The organism is Bradyrhizobium sp. 186 (genome assembly GCF_023101685.1).
Classification (GTDB): domain Bacteria; phylum Pseudomonadota; class Alphaproteobacteria; order Rhizobiales; family Xanthobacteraceae; genus Bradyrhizobium.
In genome coordinates, this window is the sequence record NZ_CP082164.1 from 966,315 (window position 1) to 992,754 (window position 26,440).

Below are 26,440 nucleotides of genomic sequence, written 5' to 3' on the forward strand. Positions count from 1 at the left end.
ATCTAGGCTGCCTTCTTTTCCAGGCTGTTGTGCCACTCGCCCTTCGAGGCGAGGCCGTTCATCTGCGCGCGATGACTGAATGCGCGCTGCCCGGCCGCGACGTTCTCGGCCTTGCCGGACCAGGCCTTCTGCGGCGCGGCCTGCAACGCGCGGCCATAGGAGAAGGTCAGGCCCCATGGCAGCGGGCCGAGCTTGTGCATGGCGTTGAGATGCGCGGTTGCCTCCTCGTCCGACTGGCCGCCGGAGAGGAAGGCGATGCCCGGCACCGCCGCCGGCACGCAGGCCTTGAGCAGCCGTAGCGTCTTCTCTGCGACTTCCTCGACGGACGCCTGCTTTGCGCACTTCTTGCCGGAGATCGCCATGTTCGGCTTGAGCACCATGCCCTCGAGTGCGACGCGCTGCACGCACAATTCCTGAAAGGTCTTGTTGAGCACGCGGCTCGTCACATCATAGCAGCGGTCGATGTCATGATCGCCGTCCATCAGCACTTCCGGCTCGACGATCGGCACGATCTGCGCGGCTTGGCACAGCGCGGCGTAGCGGGCCAGCACATGGGCGTTGACGCTGATCGCGGTCATCGAGGGAATGCCGCTGCCGATGTCGATCACCGCACGCCATTTGGCGAAGCGGGCGCCGCGCTCATAATATTTCTTCAGCCGCTCGGCGAGCTTGTCGAGCCCGACGGCGACGAGCTCGCCCGGGCACATCGGCAAGGCCTGCGTGCCCTCGTCGACCTTGATGCCGGGAATGGCGCCACTCTGCTCGATCACCTTGACCAGCGGCGTGCCGTCCTTCGCATCCTGCCAGATCGTCTCGTCATAAAGGATGACGCCGGAGATGTACTGGTTCATGGCCTCGTTCGATCGGAACAGCATCTCGCGATAGTCGCGGCGATTGCTTTCGTTCGATTCCACGCCGATCGTGTCGAACCGCTTCTTGATGGTGCCAGAGGATTCGTCGGCGGCAAGGATGCCCTTGCCGGAGGCGACCATGGCGGTTGCGATCCTGTTGAGCTCAGTCAGATTCATCGAGATGTCCTCCCAAAACGATTCTGCCCTTGCCGGTGAAAATAGACCGTTCTCGGGCAATTGCCGAGTTAACGTTCGTCGCAGGGTAAAGGGGGGAGGGAGCGCAGTCCGGGCAATAACTCGCTGTCATTCCGGGATGCGCCGTAAGGCGCAGGCCCGGAATCCATAACCCCGGGCTGTGGTTATGGATTCCGGGCTCACGCTTCGCGTGCCCCGGAATGACGGGAGGGTGTGCCTGAAGGCCTTACGCCACCTTCGGGGCGAGCTCGCCCTTGGCGTAGCGCTTGGCCATTTCGGCCGGGGTCAGGACCTTCTTGAACTTGGAGGCTTGCCCTGCGGTGTTGAACTCCTGAAGGCGCTGCTCGCACAGCTTGGTCATGGCCTCCATGGCGGGCTTCAGGTACTTGCGCGGGTCGAACTCTTCCGGGTGCTCCTTGAACACCTTGCGGATCTGACCGGTCATCGCCATGCGGTTGTCGGTGTCGATATTGATCTTGCGGACGCCATGCTTGATGCCGCGCTGGATCTCGGACACCGGCACGCCCCAGGTCGGCTTCATCTTGCCGCCGAACTCGTTGATGATGTCCTGGAGGTCCTGCGGCACCGAGGAGGAGCCGTGCATCACAAGATGCGTGTTCGGCAGCTTGCGGTGGATCTCCTCGATCACGTTCATGGCGAGGATGTCGCCGTCCGGCTTGCGGGTGAATTTGTAGGCGCCGTGCGAGGTGCCCATCGCGATCGCGAGCGCGTCGACCTGGGTCTCCTGGACGAACTTCACGGCCTCTTCCGGATTGGTCAGGAGCTGGTCGTGCGACAGCTTGCCTTCGGCGCCGTGACCGTCCTCCTTGTCGCCCATGCCGGTCTCGAGCGAGCCGAGCACGCCGAGCTCACCCTCGACCGAGATGCCGCCGAGATGGGCCATGTCGGTCACGGTCTTGGTGACGCCGACATTGTAGCCCCAGTCGCCGGGGGTTTTGCCGTCAGCCTTGAGCGAACCGTCCATCATGACCGAGGTGAAGCCGGCCTGGATCGCGGTCATGCAGGTCGCCGGCTCGTTGCCGTGGTCGAGATGCACGCAGACCGGGATGTGCGGATAGATCTCGGTCACCGCGTCCATCATGTGCTTGAGCATGACGTCGTTGGCGTAGGAGCGCGCGCCGCGCGAGGCCTGGATGATGACGGGCGCGTCGACCGTGTTGGCCGCGTCCATGATCGCCAGCGCCTGCTCCATGTTGTTGATATTGAAGGCCGGTACGCCGTAATCGTTCTCCGCAGCATGGTCGAGCAATTGACGCAACGTGATCCGAGCCATCTGTCTTTTTCTCCCGTTTGGGCCTGCAGGGCCGCTAAGTACTGGCCGACTGATTACTTGACGCGTAAAACCTCGACGCCGGGCAGGGGCTTGCCTTCCATCCATTCAAGAAATGCGCCACCTGCGGTCGAGACATAGGTGAAATTGCCGGCCACCTGGGCCTGGTTGAGGGCCGCGACGGTGTCGCCGCCGCCCGCGATCGAGATCAGTTTTTTGGCCTTGGTACGCTCGGCAGCGTGCTTGGCGGCCGCGACCGTGCCGCGGTCGAACGGCTGCATCTCGAAGGCACCGAGCGGTCCGTTCCAGACCAGCGTCGCCGCGTCGTCGATCGCCGCATGGACGCGGACGATCGATTGCGGGCCGACGTCGAGGATCATGCCGTCGGCGGGGATTGCATCGAGCCCGTAGGCGTGGGCCGGCGCATTGGCCGCGAAGTGAAAGGCGACGGTGGCGTCTACAGGCAGGATGATCGCGCAGTTCGCGGCCTCGGCCTTCTCCATGATGCGGAGCGCAGTGGGCGCGAGATCCTTCTCGGCCAGCGATTTGCCGATCCCGACGCCCTGGGCGTGCAGGAAGGTGTTGGCCATGCCGCCGCCGATCACCAGCGCGTCGACCTTGTTGACGAGGTTTTCGAGCAAGTCGATCTTGGTCGAGACTTTTGCGCCGCCGATGATCGCGATGACGGGCTTGGTCGGTGAACCCAGCGCTTTCTCCAGCGCAACCAGCTCGGCCTGCATGGTGCGGCCGGCATAGGCCGGCAGCTTGTGGCCGAGGCCTTCGGTCGAGGCGTGGGCGCGATGTGCCGCCGAGAACGCGTCATTGACCCAGATGTCGCCGAGCTTGGCCAGCTCCGCGACGAAGGCCGGATCGTTCTTTTCCTCTTCCTTGTGGAAGCGGGTGTTTTCCAGGCACAGGATGTCGCCATCCTTCAGCGCCGCCACAGCCGTGGCCGCGGGCTCGCCGATGCAGTCGTCGGCGAAGGCGACGGGCTTCTTGACGACCGTCGACAGCGCCTCGGCAACGGGCTTGAGCGACTCCTTGGGATCGCGTCCCTTCGGCCGGCCGAAATGCGCGAGCAGGATGACCTTGCCGCCCTTGTCCGAGATTTCGGTGATGGTCGGCGCGACGCGCTCGAGCCGGGTTGCGTCGCTGACGCGCCCATTCTCCATGGGTACGTTGAGATCGACGCGCAGCAGCACGCGCTTGCCCTTCACGTCGACGTCGTCGAGGGTGCGGAATGTTTTGGTCATCTTTGGCTCTCTTGTCCCGGGCGCACTGCGGCGCGAAGTGCCGCCGAGAACCGGGACCTACGGTGTGGCATGGGTCCCGGCTCTGCGGAGCAGCGCAAGCGCGCTGCACCGCGTCCGGGACACGAGACCTGCGCTGTTAGATCACCTTGGCCATGGCGACGGCGGTGTCCGCCATGCGGTTCGAGAAACCCCACTCGTTGTCGTACCAGGACATCACGCGCACCAGCGTGCCGTTCTGCACCTTGGTCTGGTCCTCGTGGAACGTGGAGGAGTGCGGGTCGTGGTTGAAGTCGATCGAGACGTTCGGCGCCGTGGTGTAGCCGAGAATTCCCTTGAGCTGCTGCTCGGAGGCGCGCTTCATCGCCGCGTTGATCTCCTTCGGATCGGTGGCGCGCTTGGCGATGATCTTGAGGTCGATGACAGAGACGTTCGGTGTCGGCACGCGGATCGCGACGCCGTCGAGCTTGCCCTTCAACTCCGGCAGCACGAGGCCGATCGCCTTGGCGGCACCGGTCGAGGTCGGGATCATCGACATCGCCGCCGCGCGGCCGCGATAGAGATCCTTGTGCATGGTGTCGAGCGTCGGCTGGTCGCCGGTGTAGGCGTGGATGGTCGTCATGAAGCCGGTCTCGATGCCGACGAGGTCGTTCAGCACCTTGGCTACCGGCGCGAGGCAGTTGGTCGTGCAGGAGCCGTTGGAGACGACCAGATGATCCTTGGTCAGCGTGTCGTGGTTGACGCCGTAGACGATGGTGGCGTCGGCGCTGTCGGCGGGCGCGGAGACCAGCACGCGCTTGGCGCCGGCGGTCAGATGCGCGGAGGCCTTGTCCTTCGAGGTGAAGATGCCGGTGCATTCCAGCGCGATGTCGACGCCGAGATCCTTCCAGGGCAGCTTCGAGGGATCGCGCTCGGCGGTCACCCTGATCTTGCTGCCACCGAGGCTGATCGAGTCACCATCGACGGTCACGGTGCCGGGGAAGCGACCATGGACGCTATCGAAGCGGAGCAGATGGGCGTTGGTCTCGACCGGGCCGAGGTCGTTGATGCCGACGACCTCGATGTCCTTGCGGCCGGACTCCGCGATAGCCCGCAAAACGTTGCGGCCGATGCGGCCAAAACCGTTAATTCCGACGCGGACTACCATGTTTCGTCTCCTTATGACCGTTCAATGACGTCTGTTTCCATAACGTCTGTTCATCCCGCACAACGCGCTTAGCGCGCCTGCGAGGGTTTTTTTAGGGCGGACGCCCGGTTCGGCCGGGCGGTGCTTGATCATATAGGAAGTTAGGTAATCCTTTTTTTTGGCAAGCTCAACTCTCAGGATACGCGCTTCAGCACAGCGTTAACCGCAGCCTCGGCGGTAATGCCGAAGTGCTTGTAAAGGTCCTTTGCCGGCCCGCTTTCGCCGAAGGAATGCATGCCGATAAATTCGCCGTCCTGGCCGATCACGGCATCCCAGCCCCAGCGTACCGCGGCCTCGATCGCGACCTTCACCGGCGCGTCGCCGATGATCGCGGCGCGCTTGGCCTCTGGTTGCGCTAACAACAGCTCGAGCGAGGGGACCGAGACCACCCGCGACGGGATGCCGCGTTCCACGAGCTGCTTCTGGGCGGCGACCGCGATCTCGACCTCGGAGCCGGAAGCAAACAGCGTCGCCTTGGCTTCGCTCTGGGCGGCAACCAGCTCGTAAGCGCCCTGCTGGCAGGAGGGTTCGTTCGGCGCGGTGGTGCGGAGTTGCGGCAGGTTCTGCCGCGTCAGCGCCAGCACGGTCGGGCCGTCGATGCGGTTCAGCGCAAGCTCCCAGCACTCGGCGACCTCGATGGAGTCGCAGGGGCGGAACACGCGCATGTTGGGAATGGCCCGGAGCGCGGCGAGGTGCTCGACCGGCTGATGGGTCGGGCCATCTTCGCCGAGGCCGATGGAATCGTGGGTCATCACGTAGACGACACCGGCGCCCATCAACGCGGCAAGGCGCATCGCCGGCCGCGCGTAATCGGTGAACACCAGGAATGTTGCGCCGTTCGGCGCGAAGCCGCCGTGCAGGAAGATGCCATTCATGGCGGCGGCCATGCCGTGCTCACGGACGCCGTAATGAATGAAGCGGCCCTTCGGCGTCTTGGCGGAGAAGGCGGTTGCCGACTTCGCCTTGTTGTTGTTGGAGCCGGTGAGGTCGGCCGAGCCCGCCAGGAATTCCATCGGCATGGCGGCGGCGATGACTTCAATCACGGCTTCCGAGGATTTGCGCGTCGCCGCCAGCATCGGCTTTTCCAGCAGCTCCTTCTTGTAGGCTCGCACTGCCTTCGCGAGCGACGCCGGACGCTCATGGCGCACGCGGCGCTCGAACTCGGCGCGCTTGCGGCTGCCAAGCTCACCGAGCCTTCCTTCCCATTCCTGGCGCGCGACAGCACCGCGGCTGCCGGCTTCACGCCAGGCCTTCAGCACGTCGTCGGGCACCGAGAACGGCTCGAGCGAGATGCCGAGATTTTCCTTGGCGGCCTTGAGCTCTTCGGCGCCGAGCGCTTCGCCATGCGCCTTCGCCGTGCCGGCCTTATGCGGCGCGCCGAAGCCGATGGTGGTGCGGCAGGCGATCAGCGTCGGCTTGCTGGATTTCTTGGCGCGCGTGATCGCGGCTGATATCGCGGCCTGGTCGTGGCCGTCGATCCTCTCGGCGGCCCAGCCCGCCGACTTGAAGCGCTTCACCTGGTCGACGGAATCGGAGATCGAGGTCGGTCCGTCGATCGAGATGCCGTTGTCGTCGTAGAGGACGATCATCTTGTTGAGCTTCCAGTGCCCGGCCATTGCGATCGCTTCCTGCGACACGCCTTCCATGAGGTCGCCGTCGGAGGCGATCACATAGGTGTGGTGGTCGACGATCTTCTTGCCGAACTCGGCCGCAAGCATCTTCTCGGCGAGCGCCATGCCGACCGCGGTCGAGATGCCCTGGCCGAGCGGGCCCGTCGTGGTCTCGATGCCCTTGGTGCGGAAATTTTCGGGGTGCCCCGGCGTCAGCGAATCGACCTGTCGGAACTGCTTGATCTGGTCCAGCGTCATCTCGGTATTGCCGGTCAGATAAAGCAGCGCATAGAGCAGCATCGAGCCGTGGCCGGCCGAGAGCACGAAGCGGTCGCGGTCGGGCCAGGCGATTGCGGCCGCATCGAATTTCAGGAACTGCGTGAACAGCACCGTGGCCATGTCTGCCGCGCCCATCGGCAGGCCGGGATGACCCGATTTGGCCTTCTCGACGGCATCCATGGCGAGGCCGCGGATCGCGTTGGCCATACGGGTGTGGTCGACCTGCGTCATGTCTGAAATCCGTCTGAAATGAGGCGCTTGATGGCGGTGGACGCCCGCGCGGGAAGGAGCCTTTCGGCCGCTTTTAAAGTCGAGGCTGGATAGCATCTCGGTTCCGGGAGTCCAAGGCAATCAAACGCCATCCCCGGGCGAAAAGTTGCGCGCCGTGTGCTCCGGAAAAGCTGCAGCCGGAGATGGCGCAGACCGGAACCAGCTGGTCGGTATGCTTGCGGCCGATCTATCGGTGCATAGTTTCGCGGCGGCGTTGCGATTTGCTAGCTTGCCACGTAAATTTCTGCTTCTAACCGCTTGCCGAACCGAGTCTTTTGCCGGGCGGCAAGCCCCGATGCAAAGGCCACAAAGGTCCGCTGCTGACCGCATGAACGATCGCGTTTCCAACAGTTCTGCCATGACGGAGTCCTCCGCCGTCGAGATCGAGATCGCGACCCGCAGGCTCACAGCGGCGCTCGACGGGCTCGAAAGCGCGGTCGAGCGGCGGCGCGACGCCGATCGCGACGAGAACGAGCTTGCGACGCGGATCCAGGCGCTGGGCGCGGACCGTTCGCGGCTTGCCGACGAGCTCGATGGCGCGCTGGTGAAGGCGCGCAAGCTCGAGCGGACTAATCGCGAGATCTCCGATCGGCTGGATTCCGCGATCGTCACGATACGCTCGGTGCTCGATACCGGAGAGGATGGATGAGCCACATCAACGTCACCATCAACGGCCGGCAATATCGCATGGCCTGCGAGGAGGGCCAGGAGGTGCGGCTGTTGAAGCTCGCCGAAAGCCTGGAGACGCGGATCCAGTCCCTGCGCGGAAAATTCGGCGAGATTGGCGATGCGCGGCTCACGGTGATGGCGGCGCTGACCGTCTGCGACGAGCTGGTCGACGCCGGCAACCGCATCCGCACCATGGAGCAGGAATTGACCGAGCTGCGAGATTTCCGCAATGCCGCTGTCGAGCGCGCCCGGATGACCCAGACCGCGGTGGTGAATGCGCTGAACGCCGCCGCCGATCGCATCGAGAAGTCGACCCAGGTCCTGAACCGGACCGTCGGCAACGGGATCGCGATCGGCTAATGCTGTGCAATATCGTGTCGCCCGATCCTGACTTTCCGGATTTTTCTCTAACGTAAGGCGGCCTATGAGGCGGCGCGAATTCATAGGGTTGATCGGTATCACGACGATTTGCGGGTCGCTCGCTGCGCATGCGCAGACGGGTCCTGCCCGGCTTGCCTTTATGGGCAGCGGCGCGGCGGAATCGAGCGCGATCCTGCTGGAAGGCTTGAAGACCGGCTTGCGCGAAAATGGGTTGGCCGAGAGCAAGGACTACATCATCGATGTCCGCTGGGCCAATGGCGCCTACGAGCGGTTTCCGGCTTTCGCCCGCGAACTCGCGCAAAGCAATCCGCGGGTGATTCTGGTGACAACGATCGCGGCTGCACGCGCAGCGCAGCAGCTCGTTCCGTCCATTCCCGTTGTCATGACCGGCCTGATCAACCCGGTTGATACCGGACTTATCAAGAGTCTTGCCCGGCCTGGCGGCAACACAACGGGCGTTTCGAGCATGATCCAGGATATCACGACGAAATCGCTGGAATTTCTTCTTGCTGTCGTGCCGAAGGCCTCTGTCGTCGCTGCGCTCTACAATCCCGCGAACCCGACCAACCGCCCGATGTTCGCCGAGGCGCAGCACTATGCGGCCGCCCGAGGCCTGAAGTTGCAAGGAGTCGAATTCAAGAGCCTCGCGGAGCTGGACGCCACCTTTGAAGAAGTGAAGAACGCGCATCCCGATGCGCTGCTCATCATCTCCGATGCCACACTGATTGACCTGCGCGAGCGCATCGCGGCCTTCGCGCTGCAGGCCCGAATCCCGACGTCTTCCTCGATTCCCGAGATGACGGATGCAGGGGCGCTTGTCGGTTATGGCCCTCCACGTCGTGAATTCTATCGACGCTCGGCTACTTACGTGAAGAAAATACTCGATGGAGCCAATCCTGCCGATTTGCCGGTCGAGCAACCAACCCTGATCGAGATGTCGATTAACCTGAGAACGGCAAAAATCCTTGAGATCACTGTCCCGGAGGTTCTGTCAGTTCGCGCCGATCGGGTGATCGAGTAGCCCCGGCCAGCAGCTAGCCTTAGCTCTGGTGATTCGTCAGTATCGTTGTTACATTGCGCAAGCGAGGCTGTGACGCGCGTCCGGAGCCATATATCCCCGGGGCCTTATCGATCCTTTAGGGAACTGTCCCTGGCCGGGCCCGTGGGCCCGGACATATGGTGCCCACCTACTTTCGTAGGGAACTCCGGGATCGAGTGCTTCAACGGCGTTTGCGGCTTCGCACTATTGTTTCCTTCTGGTTCGTGCCTGTCGAATTGCGCGTCAGACTGCGGTGGTTCAGTTCAGTACGTTGTCATGCCCCGCGAAAGCGGGGCATCCAGTACGCCGCGGCGTCGAGTGTGAATACCACCGCCTCTGGAATACTGGATCACCCGCCTTCGCGGGTGATGACCGTGGGGACCCAGCGCATGTCGAATTCGAAAGCCGAACTCCGCGCCAAAGCCCTCGCAGCACGTGACGCGCTCAGCGAGAAGAAGCGCACCACGGCCGCCACAAAACTCGCCAAGCGCGGGCTGCCGTTCACGCTGCTGCCGGGCAGCATCGTCTCCGGCTACTCGCCGATCCGCAGCGAGATCGATCCGATGCCGTTGATGAAGAAGCTCGCCGAGGAGGGCGCGCGGCTGGCGCTGCCTTGCGTCACCGCGCGCGGCCAGTCGCTGATCTTCCGCCTCTTTCATCCGAATGATCGATTGATGCTCGGCCCGCTTGGCATTCCCGAGCCGTCGCCGGCCGCGGCTGAAGTTGTCCCCGATATCATGCTGACGCCGCTCGCGGCCTTCGACCGTCTCGGCCACCGCATCGGCTATGGCGCGGGGCACTACGACCACACCTTCGCGCACTTGCGCAAGGCCAAGCAGATCGTTGGCATCGGGCTTGCTTTTGCTGCGCAGGAGATCAAGGCGGTTCCGGCACTATCGCACGACGTCGCGCTGGATTATGTGCTAACGGAATCGGACGTTTTCGATTTCCGGAGTTCTGAAGTTGCGCATTCTCTTCGTGGGTGATGTCGTCGGTCGCGCTGGGCGTACGGCGATCGCCGAACATCTGCCCGGCATGGTCAAGGACTGGTCGCTCGATTTCGTTGTCGTCAATGGCGAGAACTCCGCCGGTGGCTTCGGCATCACCGAGGCGATCTATCAGGAGTTTCTCGATGCCGGCGCCGACGCGGTGACGCTCGGCAATCACTCCTGGGACCAGCGCGAAGCGCTGGTGTTCATCGAGCGCGCCGACCGGCTGGTGCGGCCCACAAATTATCCGCGCGGCACGCCCGGCCGCGGCGCGGCGCTGGTCGAAACCAAGAACGGCAAGCATGCGCTGGTGGTCAACGCATTGGGCCGCGTCTTCATGACCCCGTTCGACGATCCCTTTGCCGCACTCGAGCGCGAGCTCGGCGCCTGCCCGCTCGGCGTTGCCGCCGATGCCATCGTCGTCGACTTCCATTGCGAGGCGACCAGCGAGAAGCAGGGCATCGGCTTCTTCTGCGACGGCCGCGCCAGCCTCGTCGTCGGCACCCACACCCATGTGCCCACCGCCGATCACCAGATCCTGTCCGGCGGCACCGCCTACATGACCGACGCCGGCATGACCGGAGACTACGATTCCATCATCGGCATGCAGAAGGAAGAACCGCTGCGCAGGTTCACCTCGGGGATTCCATCGGGCCGCTTCGAGCCGGCGGCGGGCGCGGCGACGCTGAGTGGCGTCGCGGTCGAGACGGATGATGCGACCGGACTCGCACTGCGGATCGCGCCGGTGCGTGCGGGTGGCAGGCTGGAGCCGGCGACGCCGAGGTTCTGGTTGAGCTAGATTCTCTCGCAGCGAGCCACACACTCAGTGTCGTCCTGGCGAAAGCCAGGACCCATACCGCGGAATCTATCGATCGTGGATGGTGCTAGTCCCGAACGACCAGTCTTCGCCAAACTTCTCCCTGGGGTAATGGGTTCTGGCTTTCGCCAGGACGACATCGCTTCTTATTGCACCGTCTGCCTACTCCGCCGTCTGCCTACTCCGCCGTCTGCTCCCGCAACTCCGCGACGTCCTTCGCCGTGAGCTTCGAGCCCTTCGTACCGAACCGCGCCGTGACGTAGTTGGCCACCGCGGCGATCTCGTCATCGGTGTAGGCGTTGCCGAAGGCCGGCATCGACAGCGCGCCGTCGGGCGTGTGACGCTTGGTGCCTGACAGCACGATCTGCGCGACGTTGGTGGCGGCGGGGTCGTTGACGGCCCAGGTGCCGGTGAGCGCTGCCATCGGCGACACCGGGCTCTCGCCGCTCCAGCCGTGGCAGCTGACGCAGGCGCTGGCGAACACGCGCTTGCCACGCGCATCCGCTGTTGCGCCGTCCCGGTGCGAGGCCGGCGCGACCGGCGCCGTGCCGGCGGGAAGGTCAGCCGAGGGCACCGGCGGCACGCTGCGCAGATAGGCGACGATGCTGCGGATGTCTTCAGGCGCGAACTGGCTAAAGCTGTGGTCGACGGCTTCACCCATCGGACCCGACGCCGAGCCGTGACCCGGCGCGTGGCCGAGCGAGAGATAGGCGATCAGGTCCTCGTCGCGCCAGTTGTCGAGCCCGGTCGCCTTGTCCGAGGAGATGTTGAAGGCACGCCAGCCGGCCGTAATGGCGCCGCCGAACTTCTTGCGGTTGTCCAGCGCAAAGCCGAGATTGCGCGGCGTGTGGCATTCGCCGCAATGCGCCAGCGCTTCCGCGAGATACGCACCGCGATTCCATTCCGGGCTCTTCGACGTATCGGGTGCAAAGCGCGTGTCGGGATTGAACACGGCCGACCAGAACATCATCGCCCAGCGCTGGTTGAACGGGAACGACAGCGTGTTGTCCGGCGCCTTGGCGCGCACCGCCGGCAGGTTGAACAGATAGGCCTTCACCGCCAGCACGTCCTCGTCCGTCATGTAGGTGTAGGACGCGTAGGGCATCGCCGGATAGAGCCGCGCGCCGTCATGGCGCTTGCCGCGCTGGACCGCGTTGAGAAAATCCTGGTCGCTGTAATTGCCGATGCCGGTTTCCTTATCGGGCGTGATGTTGGTCGAATAGAGCGTGCCGAACGGCAGCTTGAAGCCGAGGCCGCCGGAATAGTCCTTCTCGCCGGGCTTGGTGTGGCAGACCATGCAGTCGGCCACCTTCGCAAGATATTCGCCGCGTTCGACCAGGCTTGCCTTCTCGAGCTTCGCCGGCACGCCGGTCGGCTTGCCGGCGCGGTAATCCGCCAGCGCCACCTTGGGGCCACCGGCGAAATCGAGCGGGCCCGGCCCGCGGATGATCCAGACGCCGAGCGCCACCACGACGATGGCGATCACGACGAGGCTTGCAAGGATACGCATCTTGCCGCTCATGCCTTTTTCCCCGCAGTCAGCAGTTTTCGATCGATCGGCAGGCGCCGCAGCGCCACGCCGGTTGCGGCGTAGATCGCGTTGCGCAGCGCCGGCGGTCCGGCGTTGACGCCGGCTTCGCCGATGCCGCCGGGCGCCTCACCGCTCTTGACGACGATGACCTCGATCTTCGGCGTCTCGTTGATGCGCATCATGCGATAGTCGTGGAAGTTCGACTGCTGCACGCGGCCCTTGTCGATGGTGATCTCGCCATAGAGCGCGGCCGTGAGGCCGAAGATCAGCCCGCCTTCGATCTGCGCCTTCACCGTGTCGGGGTTGACCGCGATGCCGGTATCGACCACCGAGGTGATGCGACGGAGCACGATCTCGCCGCTGTCCTCGATTTCCGCTTCCACCACGGTTGCGAGGAAGCTCGCAAACGACGGCTGTACGCAGACACCACGGCCGACGCGGGCCGGCAACGGCTGGCCCCAGCCGGCTTTCTCGGCCGCGAGGTTGAGCACTGCGAGCATGCGCGCATTTTTCGTCAGCATTGAGCGGCGGAAGTCCACCGGATCCTTGCCGGCCTTACGCGCGAGCTCGTCCATCGCGCATTCGACCGCGAACACGTTGTTGTTCGGGCCGACGCCGCGCCAGAACCCGGTGGGTACCGCTGGCGGCTCGACGCGAACATATTCGACATGGAAGTTGGCGAAGTCGTAGGGCGCATCCACCGCGGCGTCGACCGCGTCGATGTCGATGCCTTTCTGGAACGCCGGGGGCAGCCAGCGCGCCAGCACGGCGGAGCCGGCGACTTTGTACTTCCAGGCTGCGACCTTGCCGTCGACCAGCGACGCCGTGACCTGGTCGCGGTAGATCGGGCGATAGACGTCGTGCTGGATGTCCTCCTCGCGGGTCCACACCACCTTCACGGGGTAGTCGACCTGTTTGGCGATCTTCACCGCCGCGACCACCATGTCCGGCTCGAGCTTGCGGCCGAAACCGCCGCCGAGCAAATGGTTGTTAACGATCACCTTGTCGACCGGGAGGCCAGCGGCTTTCGCCGCCTCCGACTGCACCCGCGTCATGATCTGCGTGCCGGTCCAGATCTCGCAGGCATCCGGCCTGACGTGCACGGTGGCGTTGATCGGCTCCATCGAGGCGTGCGCAAGGAACGGCAGTTCGAAGCTCGCCTCGAATTTGTCGCCGCTCGCGAGCCCCTTGGCGATGTCGCCGACGGATTTTGCGACCACGCCGTCTTTCTCGCTGGCGGCGCGTAAATCCTGCCAGATGTCTTTTGTGCTGATCTTCGCGTTCGGTCCGTCGTTCCACTCGATCTTGAGTGCTTCGAGGCCTTTCTTCGCGGCCCACATGTGGTCGCCGATCACCGCGACGGTGTCTTCGAGCACCACGACCTTGCGCACGCCCGGGATTTTCGTCGCCGCGCTGTCGTCGACCTTGCCAACCTTGCCGCCGAACACCGGGCAGGCGGCAACGGTCGCGAATTTCATGTCGGGCATGATCGCGTCGATGCCGTAGACGGCCTTGCCGTTGATTTTGTCCGGCGTGTCGAGCCGCTTCAAGGGCTGGCCGATATAGACGAAGTCCTTGGGGTCCTTGACCGGGACGTCCTTCGGCGGCGTCTGGCCCTGCGCGGCGAGCGCCAGCGCACCGTAGCCGAGCTTGCGGCCGCTTGCGGCATGCATGACCTCGCCTTTCGATGTCGTGCAACTTACAGGCTCGACCTGCCATTGCGCCGCCGCGGCTTGCACCAGCATCGCTCGCGCGGTGGCGCCTGCTGCGCGCAGCGGTTTCCACCAGGCGCGGATCGAGGTCGAACCACCCGTCGCTTGCAAGCCGAAGGCCGGATTGGCGTAGAACTGGTCGTTGGGCGGCGCGTGCAGCACCGCAACCTTTGTCCAGTCGGCATCGAGCTCTTCGGCCAGGATCATCGAAATCGAGGTATAGATGCCCTGGCCCATCTCGACCTGCGGCATGATCAGGACAGTGCGGCCGGTCTCGTCGATGCGGACGAAGGCGTTCGGCGCGAACTTGCCATCGGTCGCGTCCTTCGGCTGCTCCGGTTCATTGACGGCGGCGCGCAGCGGCAGATGGAAGGCGAGCAGGAAGCCGGTGGCGAGGCCGCCGGTCAGAAGCGTGCGGCGGGAGACGCCTTGAAGAGATTTGTCTGCAATCATGGCGGACCTCACGATTGACGGCCGTTGGCGGCCTGCTTGATGGCCTCGCGAATTCGCACATAGGTGCCGCAGCGGCAGATGTTGCCGGCCATCGCGGCGTCGATGTCGGAATCATCGGGATGAGACGTCGCCGCCAGCAGCGCGGCGGCCGCCATGATCTGGCCGGACTGGCAGTAGCCGCACTGGATCACTTCGAGATCGAGCCAGGCCTTCTGCACCTTCGCGCCGGCCTGCGTGTTGCCGACGGCTTCGATGGTGGTGACGGCGCGGTTCTCGACCGCGCTGACCGGTAGCACGCAGGAGCGAACCGCCTTGCCGTCGACATGCACGGTGCAGGCGCCGCATTGCGCGATGCCGCAGCCGAATTTCGTGCCGGTCATCCCGAGGATGTCGCGCAGCACCCACAGCAGCGGCATCTCGGGTGGCGCGTCGAAAGATTTCGTCTCGCCGTTGATGGTGAGAGTCAGTGCCATATGCATCCCCTTGCTCGACGATCGCTTACGGTGACCAGGTCGGCGAATTCCGCGCGACCATAATCATACCGACACAAACGATGAAGCCGCGAAATTTTCAGCAATGCATATTTGCGCGAACGACGCGCCACACCATGCCTTTCACGAATTCGTGCAGCGATCGCTGCATCCGTGTTGGGCTAATTGATATGATAAGCGTCATTTTCTGACGCATTTCCTTCGCACGCGCGGGCGTTTGTCGCAGACGATCGTGCGAACACGCAAAAGCGTGCGAAGACGAAAGTCGTGCGATTACGAAAGTCGGGTGAAGGAAAACGCCGCGTGATGCGCGTCCGGGCGACCGTCAGCTCTGCCGAAAACCCATCCGGAACGCGCCCCAGTGCCGGCCGTGGACCATGATCGGCGACGACAGGTCCTTCATCAGCACGAACTGCCCGCCGCCCATGTCGCGCCGATAGGTTTGCAGCAGGAACGGCTTCGTGTTCGCCGCGACCTTCTGCACCGCGCGATCGGTGAACAGGCGGCGGTTGCGGCAATTGGCGTTATTCCACACCGGGTCCTTGCCCTGCGGCAGGCGGTAGTTCGGATTGTGGGTCGGCAGATAGCCGCTCTTGGCCCAGGCGACGCAGAACACGATGCGGGGATCGGATTTCTGGATCGGGTCCTGGATCGCGGGCAGCACGCGATCAGTGAAATCGACGTAGTTGGTGAGATATTGCCTGGGGTCGGTGCCCGCGATCTCCCGATAGGTCTCGTCCATGAGCTGATCGAGGGTAATCTCGCGGCGGTCGATCGCGGCCTCGAACTCGGCCGAGATCCGCTTCGCGGTATCGACGACGGCGCGGATCAGCGGCGCATCCGACGTTTCCACGCCGCTATCGGCGATCAGTGCGATCAGACCTTCGGACGTGTCGAGCAGTTTTGTCACGCGCTGATCGGCGTTCTTGAGATCGCGCGAGGAGAGGTCGACGCCCTTGGCGAGTTCGCTGAGCTCGTCGATGACGGTGTCGCAATGGCCGAGATTGGAGGTCGCGGCGCGCGTGACGCTGCCGATCTCCGCTTCCACGGAGGCAAAGCCCTGCTGTACCCGCGAGATGATGCCGGAGATCTGCTGGGCGCCTTCGCCCGCGGTCTTCGCACGCAGCGAGGCGTCACTGCTCTCGCCGATCAGGCCTTCGATCTGGCCATCGAGATCGCGCACGGTATCGGAGATCTGATGCGTGGCCTGGCGGGTGGCTTCCGCCAGATTCTTCACTTCGCTTGCGACCACCGCGAAGCCGCGGCCGGCATTGCCGGCGCGCGCCGCTTCGATGGTGGCGTTGAGCGCGAGCAGATTGGTCTGCTTCGCAATCGCCTCGATCGAGCCGGACACCTTTGCGACCTGCGCCAGCGCGGAGCCGACCGCGCTGAGCCGCGCCTCGATCCGGGCGACAGCGGCGACGAGTTCCGAGATGTGGCTGACCGCGGCATCGACCGCGCCGCGCGACTGCGCGATCTCGCCCACCGCTGCGGACGCGGTCGATTGCACCGCCTGCGACGCATTGGCGATGTCGTGGTTGGCCGAGACCATCGTCTCGGCCGTCTTCTGGAGGTGATGGAACCGCTCAGACTGGTTCGCGACACGGCTTGCGACCTCCTGGACGTTGCCGGCGATGTCGGCAAGCTCCACGCCGAGGCCGCCGATGCGGTCGGCGAGCTGGTCGATGAGGCGTTCGGCCAGCGTCCGGTTCGATCCGGTGTCCAGTACTGCAAGTTGTGCGACGGACATGTTTCGAGAGTCCTCCAGTCAGAGCCGTTCGCCGGCCCCCCGCGGCATTCCCATTCCAATTCCAACTCTAAAGGATGATTCGCGCCCGGCGTCTTGCCTGAGCGCGCACTAAAGCGCGATGAATTGTCATCACGCTTTAGGTCCTTGCTTGCGGCATGATCTTTTCGAAAAACCGCTGCACACTTTCTCGGATCATGCTCTAGAGTTTGTAGGCCGTCCTGAATCCACCCCAGTGCCGGCCCTGCACGCGGATCGGGACGTCGATCTCGCGCATCATCACCGTGTTCCCGTTGCCCATGTCGCGGGCATAGCTCTGGATCAGATACGAGCGCAGGTTGTGCGCGGCAGCCAACCCCGCCGGATCGTTGAAGATGCGCCGGTTGCGGCTGTTGGCCGTGTTCCAGGCGGCGTCACCCGGCCGCTGCGGATGCGAGTAGATCTTGTTGTGCACCGGCAGGAAGCCGTTGCGGTCGACCATGGCGCAGAACGCCATGCGCTGCTCCTTCGCCAGAAAGGCCTCCTGGAACGGCGGCAGGGCGCGGTCGGCCCAGTCCAGATACTTTGTGCGATATTGCTGCGGATTGGTGCCGGCAATTTCGACGTAATCCGTGTCGAAGAGGTCATCGATCCGGACCTCGCCGCGCGCAACCGCCTGCTCGAATATCCTGGTCAGCGCGTTGCCCGCTTCCATCGCACGGGTGACGAACTCCGTGTTCTCTTCGTGGATCGACCAGAGCTTGTCCTCGATCTTCTCGCTAAGCTCGGCATTGGGGCCGACGAATTGCGTGCGGGCCCCGGCCTTGGACTGCTCGACCACGCGCAGGCGGCAGGGGCCGACGTCTTCGAGGCTGCCGTCGATGATCGCCTGCGGCGCAAGCCGGCCTGCCTCCGCGCCGCCGATCAGCACGCCGTCCATTGATATCTCGTAGACCGGCAGGACCCCGCGCGTGCCCTCGAACTTGAGATGGCAGGGAGCCGCTCGGTCTTGCGGCGATCGTCATGCTCGCTCTGCCGAAGCAGGATCGCGCAGCGTGATTTCAGCTTCTGCGCGAAAGTGGTGACGGCCTTGCCGGCACTGGCGACGTTCTCGCCGTGGGTCTCGGCGGCCTTGGTCGCGGCATCGATCTCGGCCGCGCTCTCGCCGACCGAAATGATGAACTCCGATGCGCTGGCCGCGTTGTTGGAAACCTCGCCGGTGGTGGCGTTCTGCTCGGCGACCGCGCCATTGACGGTGTCGAACACCGGGCGGATCGCCTCGATCGCCTGCGAGATCCGGTGTACCGCATCCGCAGAGCCGGCGGCGTCGCGCTGAAGCGCGTCAATCTTCTTTGTGATCTCTTCCGTTGCGCTCTGGGTCTGCACCGCGAGCGCTTTGACCTCGGTGGCGACGACCGCAAAGCCTTTGCCGGCGGCGCCGGCGCGCGCGGCTTCGATGGTCGAATTGAGCGCGAGCAGCGTCGTCTGCCGTGCGATCTGCGCGATCAGGTTGACGACGTTGCCGATCGCCGCCGAGGACTCGCGCAGCCGGTCGACATTGGCGCGCGCCTCCTGCGCCGCGGCACTGGCCTGGTCGGCGAGTTTGCCGGCCTCGCGGACCTGGGCGCCGATTCCGTGCGCGGATTGGGTGAATTTGTCGGCGGCCTGGGCGAAGGTCGAGGCGTTCGACTGCGCGGCGTTGGTCCGCCCGGTCAGCGCGTCGGTGCGCCCGCGGATGTCAGCAAGCGTCGCCGCGGTGGCCTCCGCGCCGCCAGCCACCGAATTGGCGGCACGCTCAAGTTGGCGGATCATCGCCCCGAGTTCGAGTTCGAGCAGTTCCAGGATTTCCCTGGCCGAATCGCTTTCGACGGCCGGCGCCGTCTCGGAACCGGCAGCAGGCTGCGCAGCCAGCGGGGCTGCCACAGGCCCGGCCGAATCCGGCAGACGCTTCCGAAATAGTCCGAACGCCATCAGGTCTCTCTTGTCGGGGGACGGGCGGACGCTATTTTCGCAGGCCGGCATGAAGTCAGGGTTAACGATGCCTGACATCCAGGCATGGGCCACTACGGTATTACCTTAAAGTATGAGAGACCCCTTTCATTCCGGTGGGTTGGCGGCCTATAAGGCCGCGCTTCCCACTCTCGCTGGCGCACGATTCCCTAGAGACCAAGAGACCACGCATGGCCGGACATTCCCAATTCAAGAACATCATGCACCGCAAGGGGCGGCAGGATGCCCAGAAGTCGAAACTGTTCGGCAAGCTGGCGCGGGAAATCACCGTCGCGGCCAAGCTCGGGACGCCCGATCCCGACATGAACCCGCGCCTGCGCGCGGCCATCATCGCGGCGCGCCAGGAGAACATGCCGAAGGACAATATCGAGCGTGCCGTCAAGAAGGCGCTCGGCAGCGAGGGCGAGAACTATGACGAGATCCGCTACGAGGGCTATGGCCCCGGCGGCGTCGCCGTCATCGTCGAGGCGCTGACCGACAACCGCAACCGCGCCGCCTCCGACATCCGCTCCTTCTTCACCAAGTCCGGCGGCAATCTCGGCGAAACCGGCTCCGTCTCCTTCATGTTCGACCGCACCGGCATCATCGAATACGACCGCAGCGTCGCCTCCGACGATGCGGTGCTGGATGCGGGGATCGAGGCCGGCGCCGACGACGTCATTTCCGGCGAGAGCGGCCACGAGATCTATGCCTCGACCGAAAGCTATCGCGACGTCGCCAAGGCGCTGGAAGCCAAATTCGGCGAGCCGCGCAAGGCCGCGCTGATCTGGAAGCCGCAGAACACGATCGCCGTCGATGACGAGACCGGCGAGAAGCTGTTGAAACTGATGGATTTGCTCAACGAGCACGACGACGTGCAGCACGTCTACGCCAATTTCGAGGTGTCCGACGCGCTGTTGGCGAAGATGGGAGGGTAGGGCGCTTCCGATAGCCGCAATCTCCGCTGTCATCGTCCGGCTTGACCGGGCGGTCCAGTATTCCAGAGGCCGTGATGGGATACGGATAAGCTGCGGCGTACTGGTTACCCCGCCTTCGCGGGGTATGACGGCGTGTGTTGCGGTGGGCGGTGCCGCAACGCGTACTTCCCCGGGGACTTCCGTTCTGTTTCTGTTTCCCCCACAGCAGCCAGCCGCTATCACTGGCCTATGACCGCGCTCCCGATTCGCGTCCCCGTTCGCATCATCGGCATCGACCCCGGCCTGCGCCGCACCGGCTGGGGCGTGATCGAGTCCGAGGGCAATCGCCTGGTTTACGTCGCCTGCGGTTCGGTGGAACCGCCGGACGGGCTGCCGCTGTCGAGCCGCCTGCTCGCGATCCATGAGGGGCTCGCCGCCGTGCTGTCCAAACACACGCCGATGGAAGCCGCGGTCGAGCAGACCTTCGTCAACAAGGACGGCGTCGCGACGCTGAAACTGGGCCAGGCCCGCGGCGTCGCCATGCTGGCGCCTGCGATGTTTGGAATCACGGTCGCCGAATACGCGCCGAACCAGGTGAAAAAGACGGTGGTCGGCGCCGGCCACGCCGACAAGCACCAGATCGCGATGATGCTGAAGATTTTGCTGCCGAAAGCCGAGCCGCCGTCAGCGGACGCCGCCGACGCGCTGGCCATCGCCATCACCCACGCCCATCATCGTCAGAGCACGGCACTCAGGCTGAAGGTGGTGGGGATATGAGCGGGCACCACAAACCGCAGTCGTCATGCCCGGGCTTGTCCCGGGCATCCACGGTCTTTCTTGCTGGCGTCAGAGACGTGGATGGCCGGGACAAGTCCGGCCATGACGAGAGAGAGAAGTGCCTGCTACGGCCGAGGAATTGAGATGATCGGCAAGCTCAAGGGCCTGATCGATTCTTACGGCGAGGATTACGTGCTCCTCGACGTCGGCGGCGTCGGCTATCAGGTGCATTGCTCGGCGCGCACGCTGCAACATCTGCCGTCGCCGGGCGACGCCGCCGTGCTGTCGATCGAGACCTATGTCCGCGAGGACCAGATCAAGCTGTTCGGCTTCCGCACCGATCAGGAGCGTGAATGGTTTCGCCTGCTCCAGACCGTGCAGGGCGTCGGCGCCAAGGTCGCGCTGGCCGTGCTCGGCACGCTCGCGCCGTCCGACCTCGCCAATGCGATCGCGCTGCGCGACAAGGTCGCGGTGGCGCGCACGCCCGGCGTCGGCCCCAAGGTCGCCGAGCGCATCGTCACCGAGTTGAAGGACAAGGCGCCCGCCTTCGCCAATGTCGATCCCGCTGTCGTGCATCTTGCCGGCGCCATCGACGACCAGCGCGCGCCACGGCCCGTCGCGGACGCGATCTCTGCGCTCGTCAATCTAGGCTACGGCCAGCCGCAGGCGGCCGCGGCTATTGCATCCGCATCGCGGAGTGCGGGTGAGAATGCCGAGACGGCGCAGCTTATTCGCCTCGGCTTGAAGGAACTGGCGAAGTGAGGGCGTTAATGGTCAGGCTATTCTTCGCTCTGGCGGCGCGCACATCTGCGCTCCCTCCCCCCTTGCGGGGGAGGGCTGGGGAGGGGGGTAGCCCCGGGCTCCGGCGTGCGTGGCTTACCCCCCTCGCGGATCGCCTGCGGCGATCCGACCTCCCCCGCAAGGGGGGAGGTGGCCGCAGAGCTTGTGGCGCATGACCACTCCCCCCCGCATGGTCACGCCCGAGCGCCGCAGCGATGATGTCGGCGACACCGCGTTGCGGCCGCAGTCGCTGTCCGATTTCGTCGGCCAGCAGCAGGCGCGCAAGAACCTCTCGATCTTCATCGAGGCGGCGCGCAAGCGCGGCGAGGCGCTGGATCACGTGTTGTTCGTGGGTCCCCCCGGCCTCGGCAAGACCACGCTGGCGCAGATCGTGGCGAAGGAGCTCGGCGTTGGTTTTCGCGCCACGTCAGGCCCGGTGATCGCCAAGGCCGGCGATCTCGCGGCGCTGCTGACCAATCTCGAAGAGCGCGACGTGCTGTTCATCGACGAGATCCATCGCCTGAGCCCGGCGGTGGAAGAGGTGCTCTATCCCGCGATGGAGGATTTTCAGCTCGACCTCATCATCGGCGAGGGCCCGGCGGCGCGCTCGGTCAAGATCGAGCTTTCGAAATTCACCCTCGTCGGCGCCACCACGCGTGCCGGCCTTCTCACCAATCCGCTGCGTGACCGTTTCGGCATTCCGATCCGGCTCAACTTCTACACGATCGAGGAGCTGGAAAGCATCGTCACCCGCGGTGCGCGCGTGCTCAATATCGGCATGAGCGCGGACGGCGCCAACGAGATCGCGCGCCGCGCCCGCGGCACGCCGCGCATCGCCGGACGCCTCCTGCGCCGTGTGCGCGATTTCGCCTCCGCCGCCGATGCCACCTCGATCGATCGCAAGATCGCCGATCACGCGCTGAGCGCGCTCGAGGTCGACGCCGCCGGCCTCGACGCCATGGACCGCCGCTACCTCACGACCATCGCGATGAACTATGGCGGGGGCCCGGTCGGCGTGGAGACGATGGCGGCCGCGTTATCCGAGCCGCGCGATGCGATCGAGGACATCATCGAGCCCTATCTGATCCAGTGCGGCTATCTCCAACGCACCCCGCGCGGCCGTCTGCTCACCTCGCACGCCTTCCGCCATCTCAGCATCAGCGAGCCGACGCGGGATGCGGCGCAATTCGGCCTGTTCGGGACGGACGAGAGCGACGACTGATCTGCGCGAATGCAAAGTGCTCCGGTTCTCATGAATTTCCGGTAATCTCGTGCAGATTGTCTGCACAAGCGCACCCCAATTCCGCTCCAATCGGGCCGCATCACGGAAGCGCATCACGATCGGGCTTCCATGATCACTCGCCGTCATCTCATCCGTTCCATCGGCGGTCTGTCCGCCCTCGGCATCTCGACCGCGGCCTATGGCGTCGGTGTCGAGCCGGTGCTGCGGCTTCGCGTTACCCGCTATCATCCGACCCCACGGCAATGGCCCGCGGACTTTCCGCTGAAGATCGCCGTGATCGCCGACATCCATGCGTGCGATCCCTGGATGCCGCTGGAGCGGATCGAGGCGATCGTCGAGCGCACCAACGCGTTGAACGCCGACCTCATCGTGTTGCTCGGCGATTACGTCGCCGGTCTGCACCAGGTCACGCGTATCATTCCGTCGAACGAATGGGCCAAGGTGCTGGCCGGCCTCAAGGCGCCGCTCGGCGTCCATGCCGTGATGGGCAATCACGACTATTGGGACGATACGACGGTGCAGCAGGCAGGGCACGGGACGACGATCGCGCATCGTGCGCTGGAGGCGGCGGGCATTCCCGTCTACGAGAACGACGTCGTGCGCCTCACCAAGGACGGCCGCCCGTTCTGGCTCGCCGGCCTCGGCGATCAGCTCGCTTTTCTGCCGGCACGGCGCTTCCGGAGCACGGGGCGCTTCGGTGCCGACGATCTCACCACGACGCTCGCAAAGGTCACCGACGATGCGCCGGTGATCCTGCTCGCGCATGAGCCCAACATCGCACCGCGGGTGCCCGCGCGCGTCGCGCTGCAACTGTCCGGTCATACCCATGGCGGCCAGATCCGCCTGCTCGGCTGGTCGCCGGCTGTTCCGCCGCAGCATGGCCTGCGGCTCGCCTATGGCCATTTCCGGCTGAAATGCGACGTCATCATCTCCGGTGGCCTCGGTTGCAGCATCATTCCGGTCCGCGTCGGCGTGCCGCCGGAGATCGTCGAGGTGACGCTGGGGCGGACGGGACCGGTTGTGTCCTAGCGGTCGAATTTCGAGCAAGCATCTGGGCACAGGCTTAGGGCTGCGCTATATTGACCCAATGAATTCCGCCATCGAGAAAGCTGTCGAAGCTCTTGAGCTGCTGCCTGAGGAAATGCAGGAGTCAGCGGCTGATTACCTGTTGTCCCAAGCCAAAAAGTTCCGAGCGCTCAAAGACGCGATCGACGAAGGGATGGCGGACGTAGAGGCCGGACGTGTGGTCCCGTGGGACCTCGACGAATTCCTCAGGCAAACCCGGGCGAAGCGATAGAGGTTAGCGTGCAGGTCGTTCTGTCCTTGCGCGCTCGCACAGACCTTCTCGATATCCACTCATATCTCGCTGAGCGCAGTCCGACTGCAGCGGATCGGTTGGCTGCAAGGTTCTCGGAGAGGTTCGATGAGCTTCGGAAGTTTCCCTTCATAGGGCCGGATCGCAGTGAATTGAGGGCGTCACTTCGAGGTTTGTCTGTTGACGGTTACACTGCCTTTTACCTCGTCGAGGCTGATCGCATAATCATTGTGCGAGTTTTGGATGGACGGCGGGATATAGAGCGAGAGTTTTCGAAATGACTGCCCATCTCGACGGCGAGATCCGCGACGGCCGCCACCATATGCAGGTCCGCGTCTATTACGAGGACACGGATTTCTCTGACTTGCCATTATCGTAGTATGCAAACATGCCAATTTCTTCTGCCTTGCGGCGGTTTTCGGGGAAAAGCTTCTTGCCGAAAAGGGCGGCACTGTTCAGGTATGGCGTATATTCGTAGGGCATCCGCTTGCGGCCGGGATGCACCACAATGCAGTCGATCAAATTGCGGAAGGCGACGCGGGTTTCGATCGCTTTCGGATTGATCTTCAGCGCGCTGACGAGTTTCTTCACCTCCGAACGGTAGAGTTCGCCGAACTTCGGATGGTCGAACGGGATCACATTCTCGCTGCCATTGCCCAGCAGCCGCAAGCGCGCATCCACATTCTCCCGCTCTAGATCGCACTCATCGATACGCTTAAGCAGCTCATCCGGTTTACGACGACTGTTTGCGATCGCATATGACAGGCGCTCTATCTCGGTAGTCAGTACTCGCCGTCGACGCTCCAGGTTGTCGCGTTCACTACCTTTTTTTCGGTCTTTCTTGCGTTCCTCCTGCCAAGCACCCATCGCTTCTTCAATGGCTTTTGGCGAAAGCAATTTCGCATCGATCTTGATGGAAACATCCTCAAGTAGAACGTCCATGTCAAAGCTTCGGGTGTGCTCGCAGGTGCCTCGCTGATGCGCGTTGGCGCATGCCGCACGCGGCGCGCCGTTCCGAGACGATTGTGCAATTCGCATATGGCCGTTGCAAACGCCGCAGCGGAGTACGCCGGCAAGCGGGTGCTCATTGTTACGCGGGATCAGCGGGCGACGCTGCGGTTTACCCGTTGGTCCGAACATATGGATGGCGCGCGCGCTGCGCACTTTCTGCACCGTATCCCAGAGTTCTTGCGGAATGATTCGCAGCTCGGGATTCTTGACCAAAATGTGGCGTTCTTCCGGATTGCGGCGCTTCTGCTTCTTCTGTGTCTCCGGGTTCAGAATTGTTGAGCGAACATTCCAATGAATTTCGCCGATGTACAACTCGTTGCCGAGAATTCCGCGACCATGACGACCACCAGTTATGCACTGATGATTCCAAGTGGAACGGCCAGCCTTGTTCTTGTGACGGGTGGCACCGGGCGAGTGCACGCCTTCGTGGGTAAGATCGGCGGCAATCTCTCGGGTTGAACGGCCCGAAGCATATTCTTTGAAAATGCGGAGTACGATCTTCGCTTCGTTCTTGTCGATCAAGCGCTCACCGGGCGCGCCAGGCTTCAGCCGATAACCGTACGCATACGCGCCGGGAATTTTTCCGTTGGCGACGGCGTTGTCGTGCCCGCGCCGAACTTTGTCAGCAAGCTGCGGCTTGTAGATCGTGTTGTAGAGACTCGCGATGCTGATATCGGTGGCCGTCGCGTAAATGCCTTTCTGATCCATTAGGTCAACGCCGTTGAACTCGAAGACCTGTTTTAGGCGCTGGATCGTTGCGGGATCGCGCGACAGCCGATCAAAGTGCTCAACGACGACCACGTCAAAGTCGTGATTTCGCACGCCGTTGAGAAGTCGCTGATAGCCATCACGCGCCTCTTCGGTAAGGCCAGACTTTGCGGCGTCAACGAATTCACCGATCACGTCCAGGTTGTTGCGTTCGGCGATCTTTCGGCAAAGCAATAGCTGACCGTCAATCGAGGTCGCCTTTTGCATGTCGCTGGAATAACGGGCGTATAGCACGGCCCTCTTTTTCGGTGACACTATCGTCATGCCGTTCCCTTATCTCGGTGTTCCAAATCGGCTTTTTCGTCCCGTGCAATTTGTCGTCCGATGGAGCGCGCCAACTCGAGCCAGACTTCCTCATTGTCGGGATTGTCCCAGCTCTGAGGGTGCGAAGGGGCAAGCGGTCGGATGATCGCTTTTTGTCTCGGATGCGATCGCGTCCCGTTACGCATTACACAGTAGCGCAGGCGATCGCGTCTGCAAGCATCAATGGCGTAGCGCGCGTGATTTCTCGAAGTTTTTCGGATGCCATCGCATGAACCTGGACGGAGTAGCTGAATTCTCCTCTCGACAACTTTGACAAACGTCCGCGCCAAGATAAACGCGGTCGCCGCTGCACCGCAAAGTGCGATGTCGCGCGTTTGCGTTGCGGCTGCATGTTCGTCGTAGCGATGGGAAAACGCGGCGGAAAAAATTACGAAAAAATACTTGCGCTATCGAAACGATTCCGGCCGATCACTTGGAGGGACCGATCGCCTCCGTAAACCAAGTGGGCATGCCCGCGCTATGGCTTGCGTTTGAAAGCGCGGCAGCCGCACTCCAGTCTCCTTGCAGGGATGTCTTAGGCCTGCTCGCTAGCATCTGCACCATCCTCTCGATCCCCGTGATCGCGGCAGAATCTGG

Annotated in this window: 22 protein-coding genes, 1 other RNA gene and 2 pseudogenes; 14 read left to right on the forward strand and 11 right to left on the reverse strand. The window is 63.8% G+C overall.

Going from position 1 to position 26,440, the window contains the following annotated elements:
* Positions 1-2 precede the first annotated feature (2 nt).
* From IVB18_RS04355 to tkt, 5 genes are all read right to left on the reverse strand, one after another.
* Positions 3-1,028: a class I fructose-bisphosphate aldolase gene (locus tag IVB18_RS04355; RefSeq protein WP_247988105.1), complete on the reverse strand. Its 1,026-nt coding sequence runs from the start codon at positions 1,026-1,028 to the stop codon at positions 3-5.
* Between the two features lie 244 nt (positions 1,029-1,272).
* Positions 1,273-2,340, reverse strand: coding sequence for a class II fructose-bisphosphate aldolase (gene fba / locus IVB18_RS04360; RefSeq protein WP_247988106.1), 1,068 nt, complete (start codon positions 2,338-2,340; stop codon positions 1,273-1,275).
* 53 nt (positions 2,341-2,393) lie between these two features.
* Positions 2,394-3,590, reverse strand: a complete 1,197-nt coding sequence (locus IVB18_RS04365) for a phosphoglycerate kinase (RefSeq protein ID WP_247988107.1) — start codon at positions 3,588-3,590, stop codon at positions 2,394-2,396.
* A gap of 136 nt (positions 3,591-3,726) precedes the next feature.
* On the reverse strand, positions 3,727-4,734 hold the full coding sequence (gap, locus tag IVB18_RS04370) for a type I glyceraldehyde-3-phosphate dehydrogenase (RefSeq protein ID WP_247988108.1): 1,008 nt from the start codon (positions 4,732-4,734) through the stop codon (positions 3,727-3,729).
* A gap of 173 nt (positions 4,735-4,907) precedes the next feature.
* A complete protein-coding gene (gene tkt, locus IVB18_RS04375; RefSeq protein ID WP_247988109.1) occupies positions 4,908-6,893 on the reverse strand; it encodes a transketolase in 1,986 nt (661 codons plus the stop codon).
* A gap of 397 nt (positions 6,894-7,290) precedes the next feature.
* Between tkt and IVB18_RS04380 the strand changes: the two genes are divergently transcribed.
* The 6 genes from IVB18_RS04380 (at position 7,291) to IVB18_RS04405 (ending at position 10,809) form a co-directional block, all read left to right on the forward strand.
* Positions 7,291-7,581, forward strand: a complete 291-nt coding sequence (locus IVB18_RS04380; RefSeq protein ID WP_246774094.1) for a DUF4164 domain-containing protein — start codon at positions 7,291-7,293, stop codon at positions 7,579-7,581.
* Positions 7,578-7,961, forward strand: coding sequence for a cell division protein ZapA (locus IVB18_RS04385; RefSeq protein ID WP_247988110.1), 384 nt, complete (start codon positions 7,578-7,580; stop codon positions 7,959-7,961). Before IVB18_RS04380 ends, IVB18_RS04385 begins: the two co-directional genes overlap by 4 nt.
* Positions 7,962-8,049: 88 nt before the next feature.
* Positions 8,050-9,003 (forward strand): ABC transporter substrate-binding protein, encoded by a 954-nt coding sequence (locus tag IVB18_RS04390; protein ID WP_247988111.1) that lies wholly within the window; start codon positions 8,050-8,052, stop codon positions 9,001-9,003.
* 61 nt (positions 9,004-9,064) lie between these two features.
* Positions 9,065-9,225: non-coding RNA, 6S RNA (ssrS, locus tag IVB18_RS04395), on the forward strand.
* 185 nt (positions 9,226-9,410) lie between these two features.
* Positions 9,411-10,007, forward strand: coding sequence for a 5-formyltetrahydrofolate cyclo-ligase (locus IVB18_RS04400; RefSeq protein ID WP_247988112.1), 597 nt, complete (start codon positions 9,411-9,413; stop codon positions 10,005-10,007).
* A complete protein-coding gene (locus tag IVB18_RS04405) occupies positions 9,985-10,809 on the forward strand; it encodes a TIGR00282 family metallophosphoesterase (protein WP_247988113.1) in 825 nt (274 codons plus the stop codon). Before IVB18_RS04400 ends, IVB18_RS04405 begins: the two co-directional genes overlap by 23 nt.
* 196 nt (positions 10,810-11,005) lie before the next feature.
* On the opposite strand, the gene IVB18_RS04410 is transcribed toward IVB18_RS04405, so the two are convergent.
* From IVB18_RS04410 to IVB18_RS04430, 5 genes and pseudogenes are all read right to left on the reverse strand, one after another.
* Positions 11,006-12,349, reverse strand: coding sequence for a cytochrome c (locus tag IVB18_RS04410; RefSeq protein WP_247988114.1), 1,344 nt, complete (start codon positions 12,347-12,349; stop codon positions 11,006-11,008).
* A complete protein-coding gene (locus tag IVB18_RS04415; protein ID WP_247988115.1) occupies positions 12,346-14,523 on the reverse strand; it encodes a xanthine dehydrogenase family protein molybdopterin-binding subunit in 2,178 nt (725 codons plus the stop codon). The genes IVB18_RS04410 and IVB18_RS04415 overlap by 4 nt, the downstream gene beginning before the upstream one ends.
* A gap of 8 nt (positions 14,524-14,531) precedes the next feature.
* Entirely contained in the window at positions 14,532-14,996 is a 465-nt protein-coding gene (locus IVB18_RS04420; RefSeq protein WP_247988116.1) for a (2Fe-2S)-binding protein, read from the reverse strand.
* Between the two features lie 343 nt (positions 14,997-15,339).
* Complete coding sequence (locus IVB18_RS04425) at positions 15,340-16,764, reverse strand: methyl-accepting chemotaxis protein (protein ID WP_247988117.1); 1,425 nt, start codon at positions 16,762-16,764, stop codon at positions 15,340-15,342.
* A 199-nt stretch (positions 16,765-16,963) separates the two neighbouring features.
* A pseudogene (locus tag IVB18_RS04430) lies at positions 16,964-18,711 on the reverse strand (methyl-accepting chemotaxis protein).
* Between the two features lie 209 nt (positions 18,712-18,920).
* Here IVB18_RS04430 and IVB18_RS04435 point away from each other — a divergent pair.
* The 8 genes and pseudogenes from IVB18_RS04435 to IVB18_RS04470 form a co-directional block, all read left to right on the forward strand.
* Positions 18,921-19,667: a YebC/PmpR family DNA-binding transcriptional regulator gene (locus IVB18_RS04435; protein WP_247988118.1), complete on the forward strand. Its 747-nt coding sequence runs from the start codon at positions 18,921-18,923 to the stop codon at positions 19,665-19,667.
* A 228-nt stretch (positions 19,668-19,895) separates the two neighbouring features.
* Positions 19,896-20,423: a crossover junction endodeoxyribonuclease RuvC gene (gene ruvC / locus IVB18_RS04440; protein ID WP_247988119.1), complete on the forward strand. Its 528-nt coding sequence runs from the start codon at positions 19,896-19,898 to the stop codon at positions 20,421-20,423.
* 144 nt (positions 20,424-20,567) lie between these two features.
* Positions 20,568-21,185, forward strand: a complete 618-nt coding sequence (gene ruvA / locus IVB18_RS04445; RefSeq protein ID WP_247988120.1) for a Holliday junction branch migration protein RuvA — start codon at positions 20,568-20,570, stop codon at positions 21,183-21,185.
* 190 nt (positions 21,186-21,375) lie between these two features.
* A complete protein-coding gene (gene ruvB, locus IVB18_RS04450) occupies positions 21,376-22,425 on the forward strand; it encodes a Holliday junction branch migration DNA helicase RuvB (RefSeq protein ID WP_247988121.1) in 1,050 nt (349 codons plus the stop codon).
* Between the two features lie 129 nt (positions 22,426-22,554).
* Positions 22,555-23,475 (forward strand): metallophosphoesterase, encoded by a 921-nt coding sequence (locus tag IVB18_RS04455; protein WP_247988122.1) that lies wholly within the window; start codon positions 22,555-22,557, stop codon positions 23,473-23,475.
* Positions 23,476-23,533: 58 nt separating this feature from the next.
* Positions 23,534-23,743, forward strand: coding sequence for a hypothetical protein (locus IVB18_RS04460; protein WP_247988123.1), 210 nt, complete (start codon positions 23,534-23,536; stop codon positions 23,741-23,743).
* A gap of 8 nt (positions 23,744-23,751) precedes the next feature.
* A complete protein-coding gene (locus IVB18_RS04465; RefSeq protein WP_247988124.1) occupies positions 23,752-24,042 on the forward strand; it encodes a type II toxin-antitoxin system RelE/ParE family toxin in 291 nt (96 codons plus the stop codon).
* A pseudogene (locus IVB18_RS04470) lies at positions 24,039-24,128 on the forward strand (acyl-CoA thioester hydrolase); the annotation flags it as partial. The gene IVB18_RS04465 and the pseudogene IVB18_RS04470, both read left to right, overlap by 4 nt.
* Here IVB18_RS04470 and IVB18_RS04475 read toward each other — a convergent pair.
* Complete coding sequence (locus IVB18_RS04475) at positions 24,101-25,804, reverse strand: recombinase family protein (RefSeq protein ID WP_247324180.1); 1,704 nt, start codon at positions 25,802-25,804, stop codon at positions 24,101-24,103. The pseudogene IVB18_RS04470 and the gene IVB18_RS04475 overlap by 28 nt on opposite strands.
* Between the last annotated feature and the right edge of the window lie 636 nt (positions 25,805-26,440).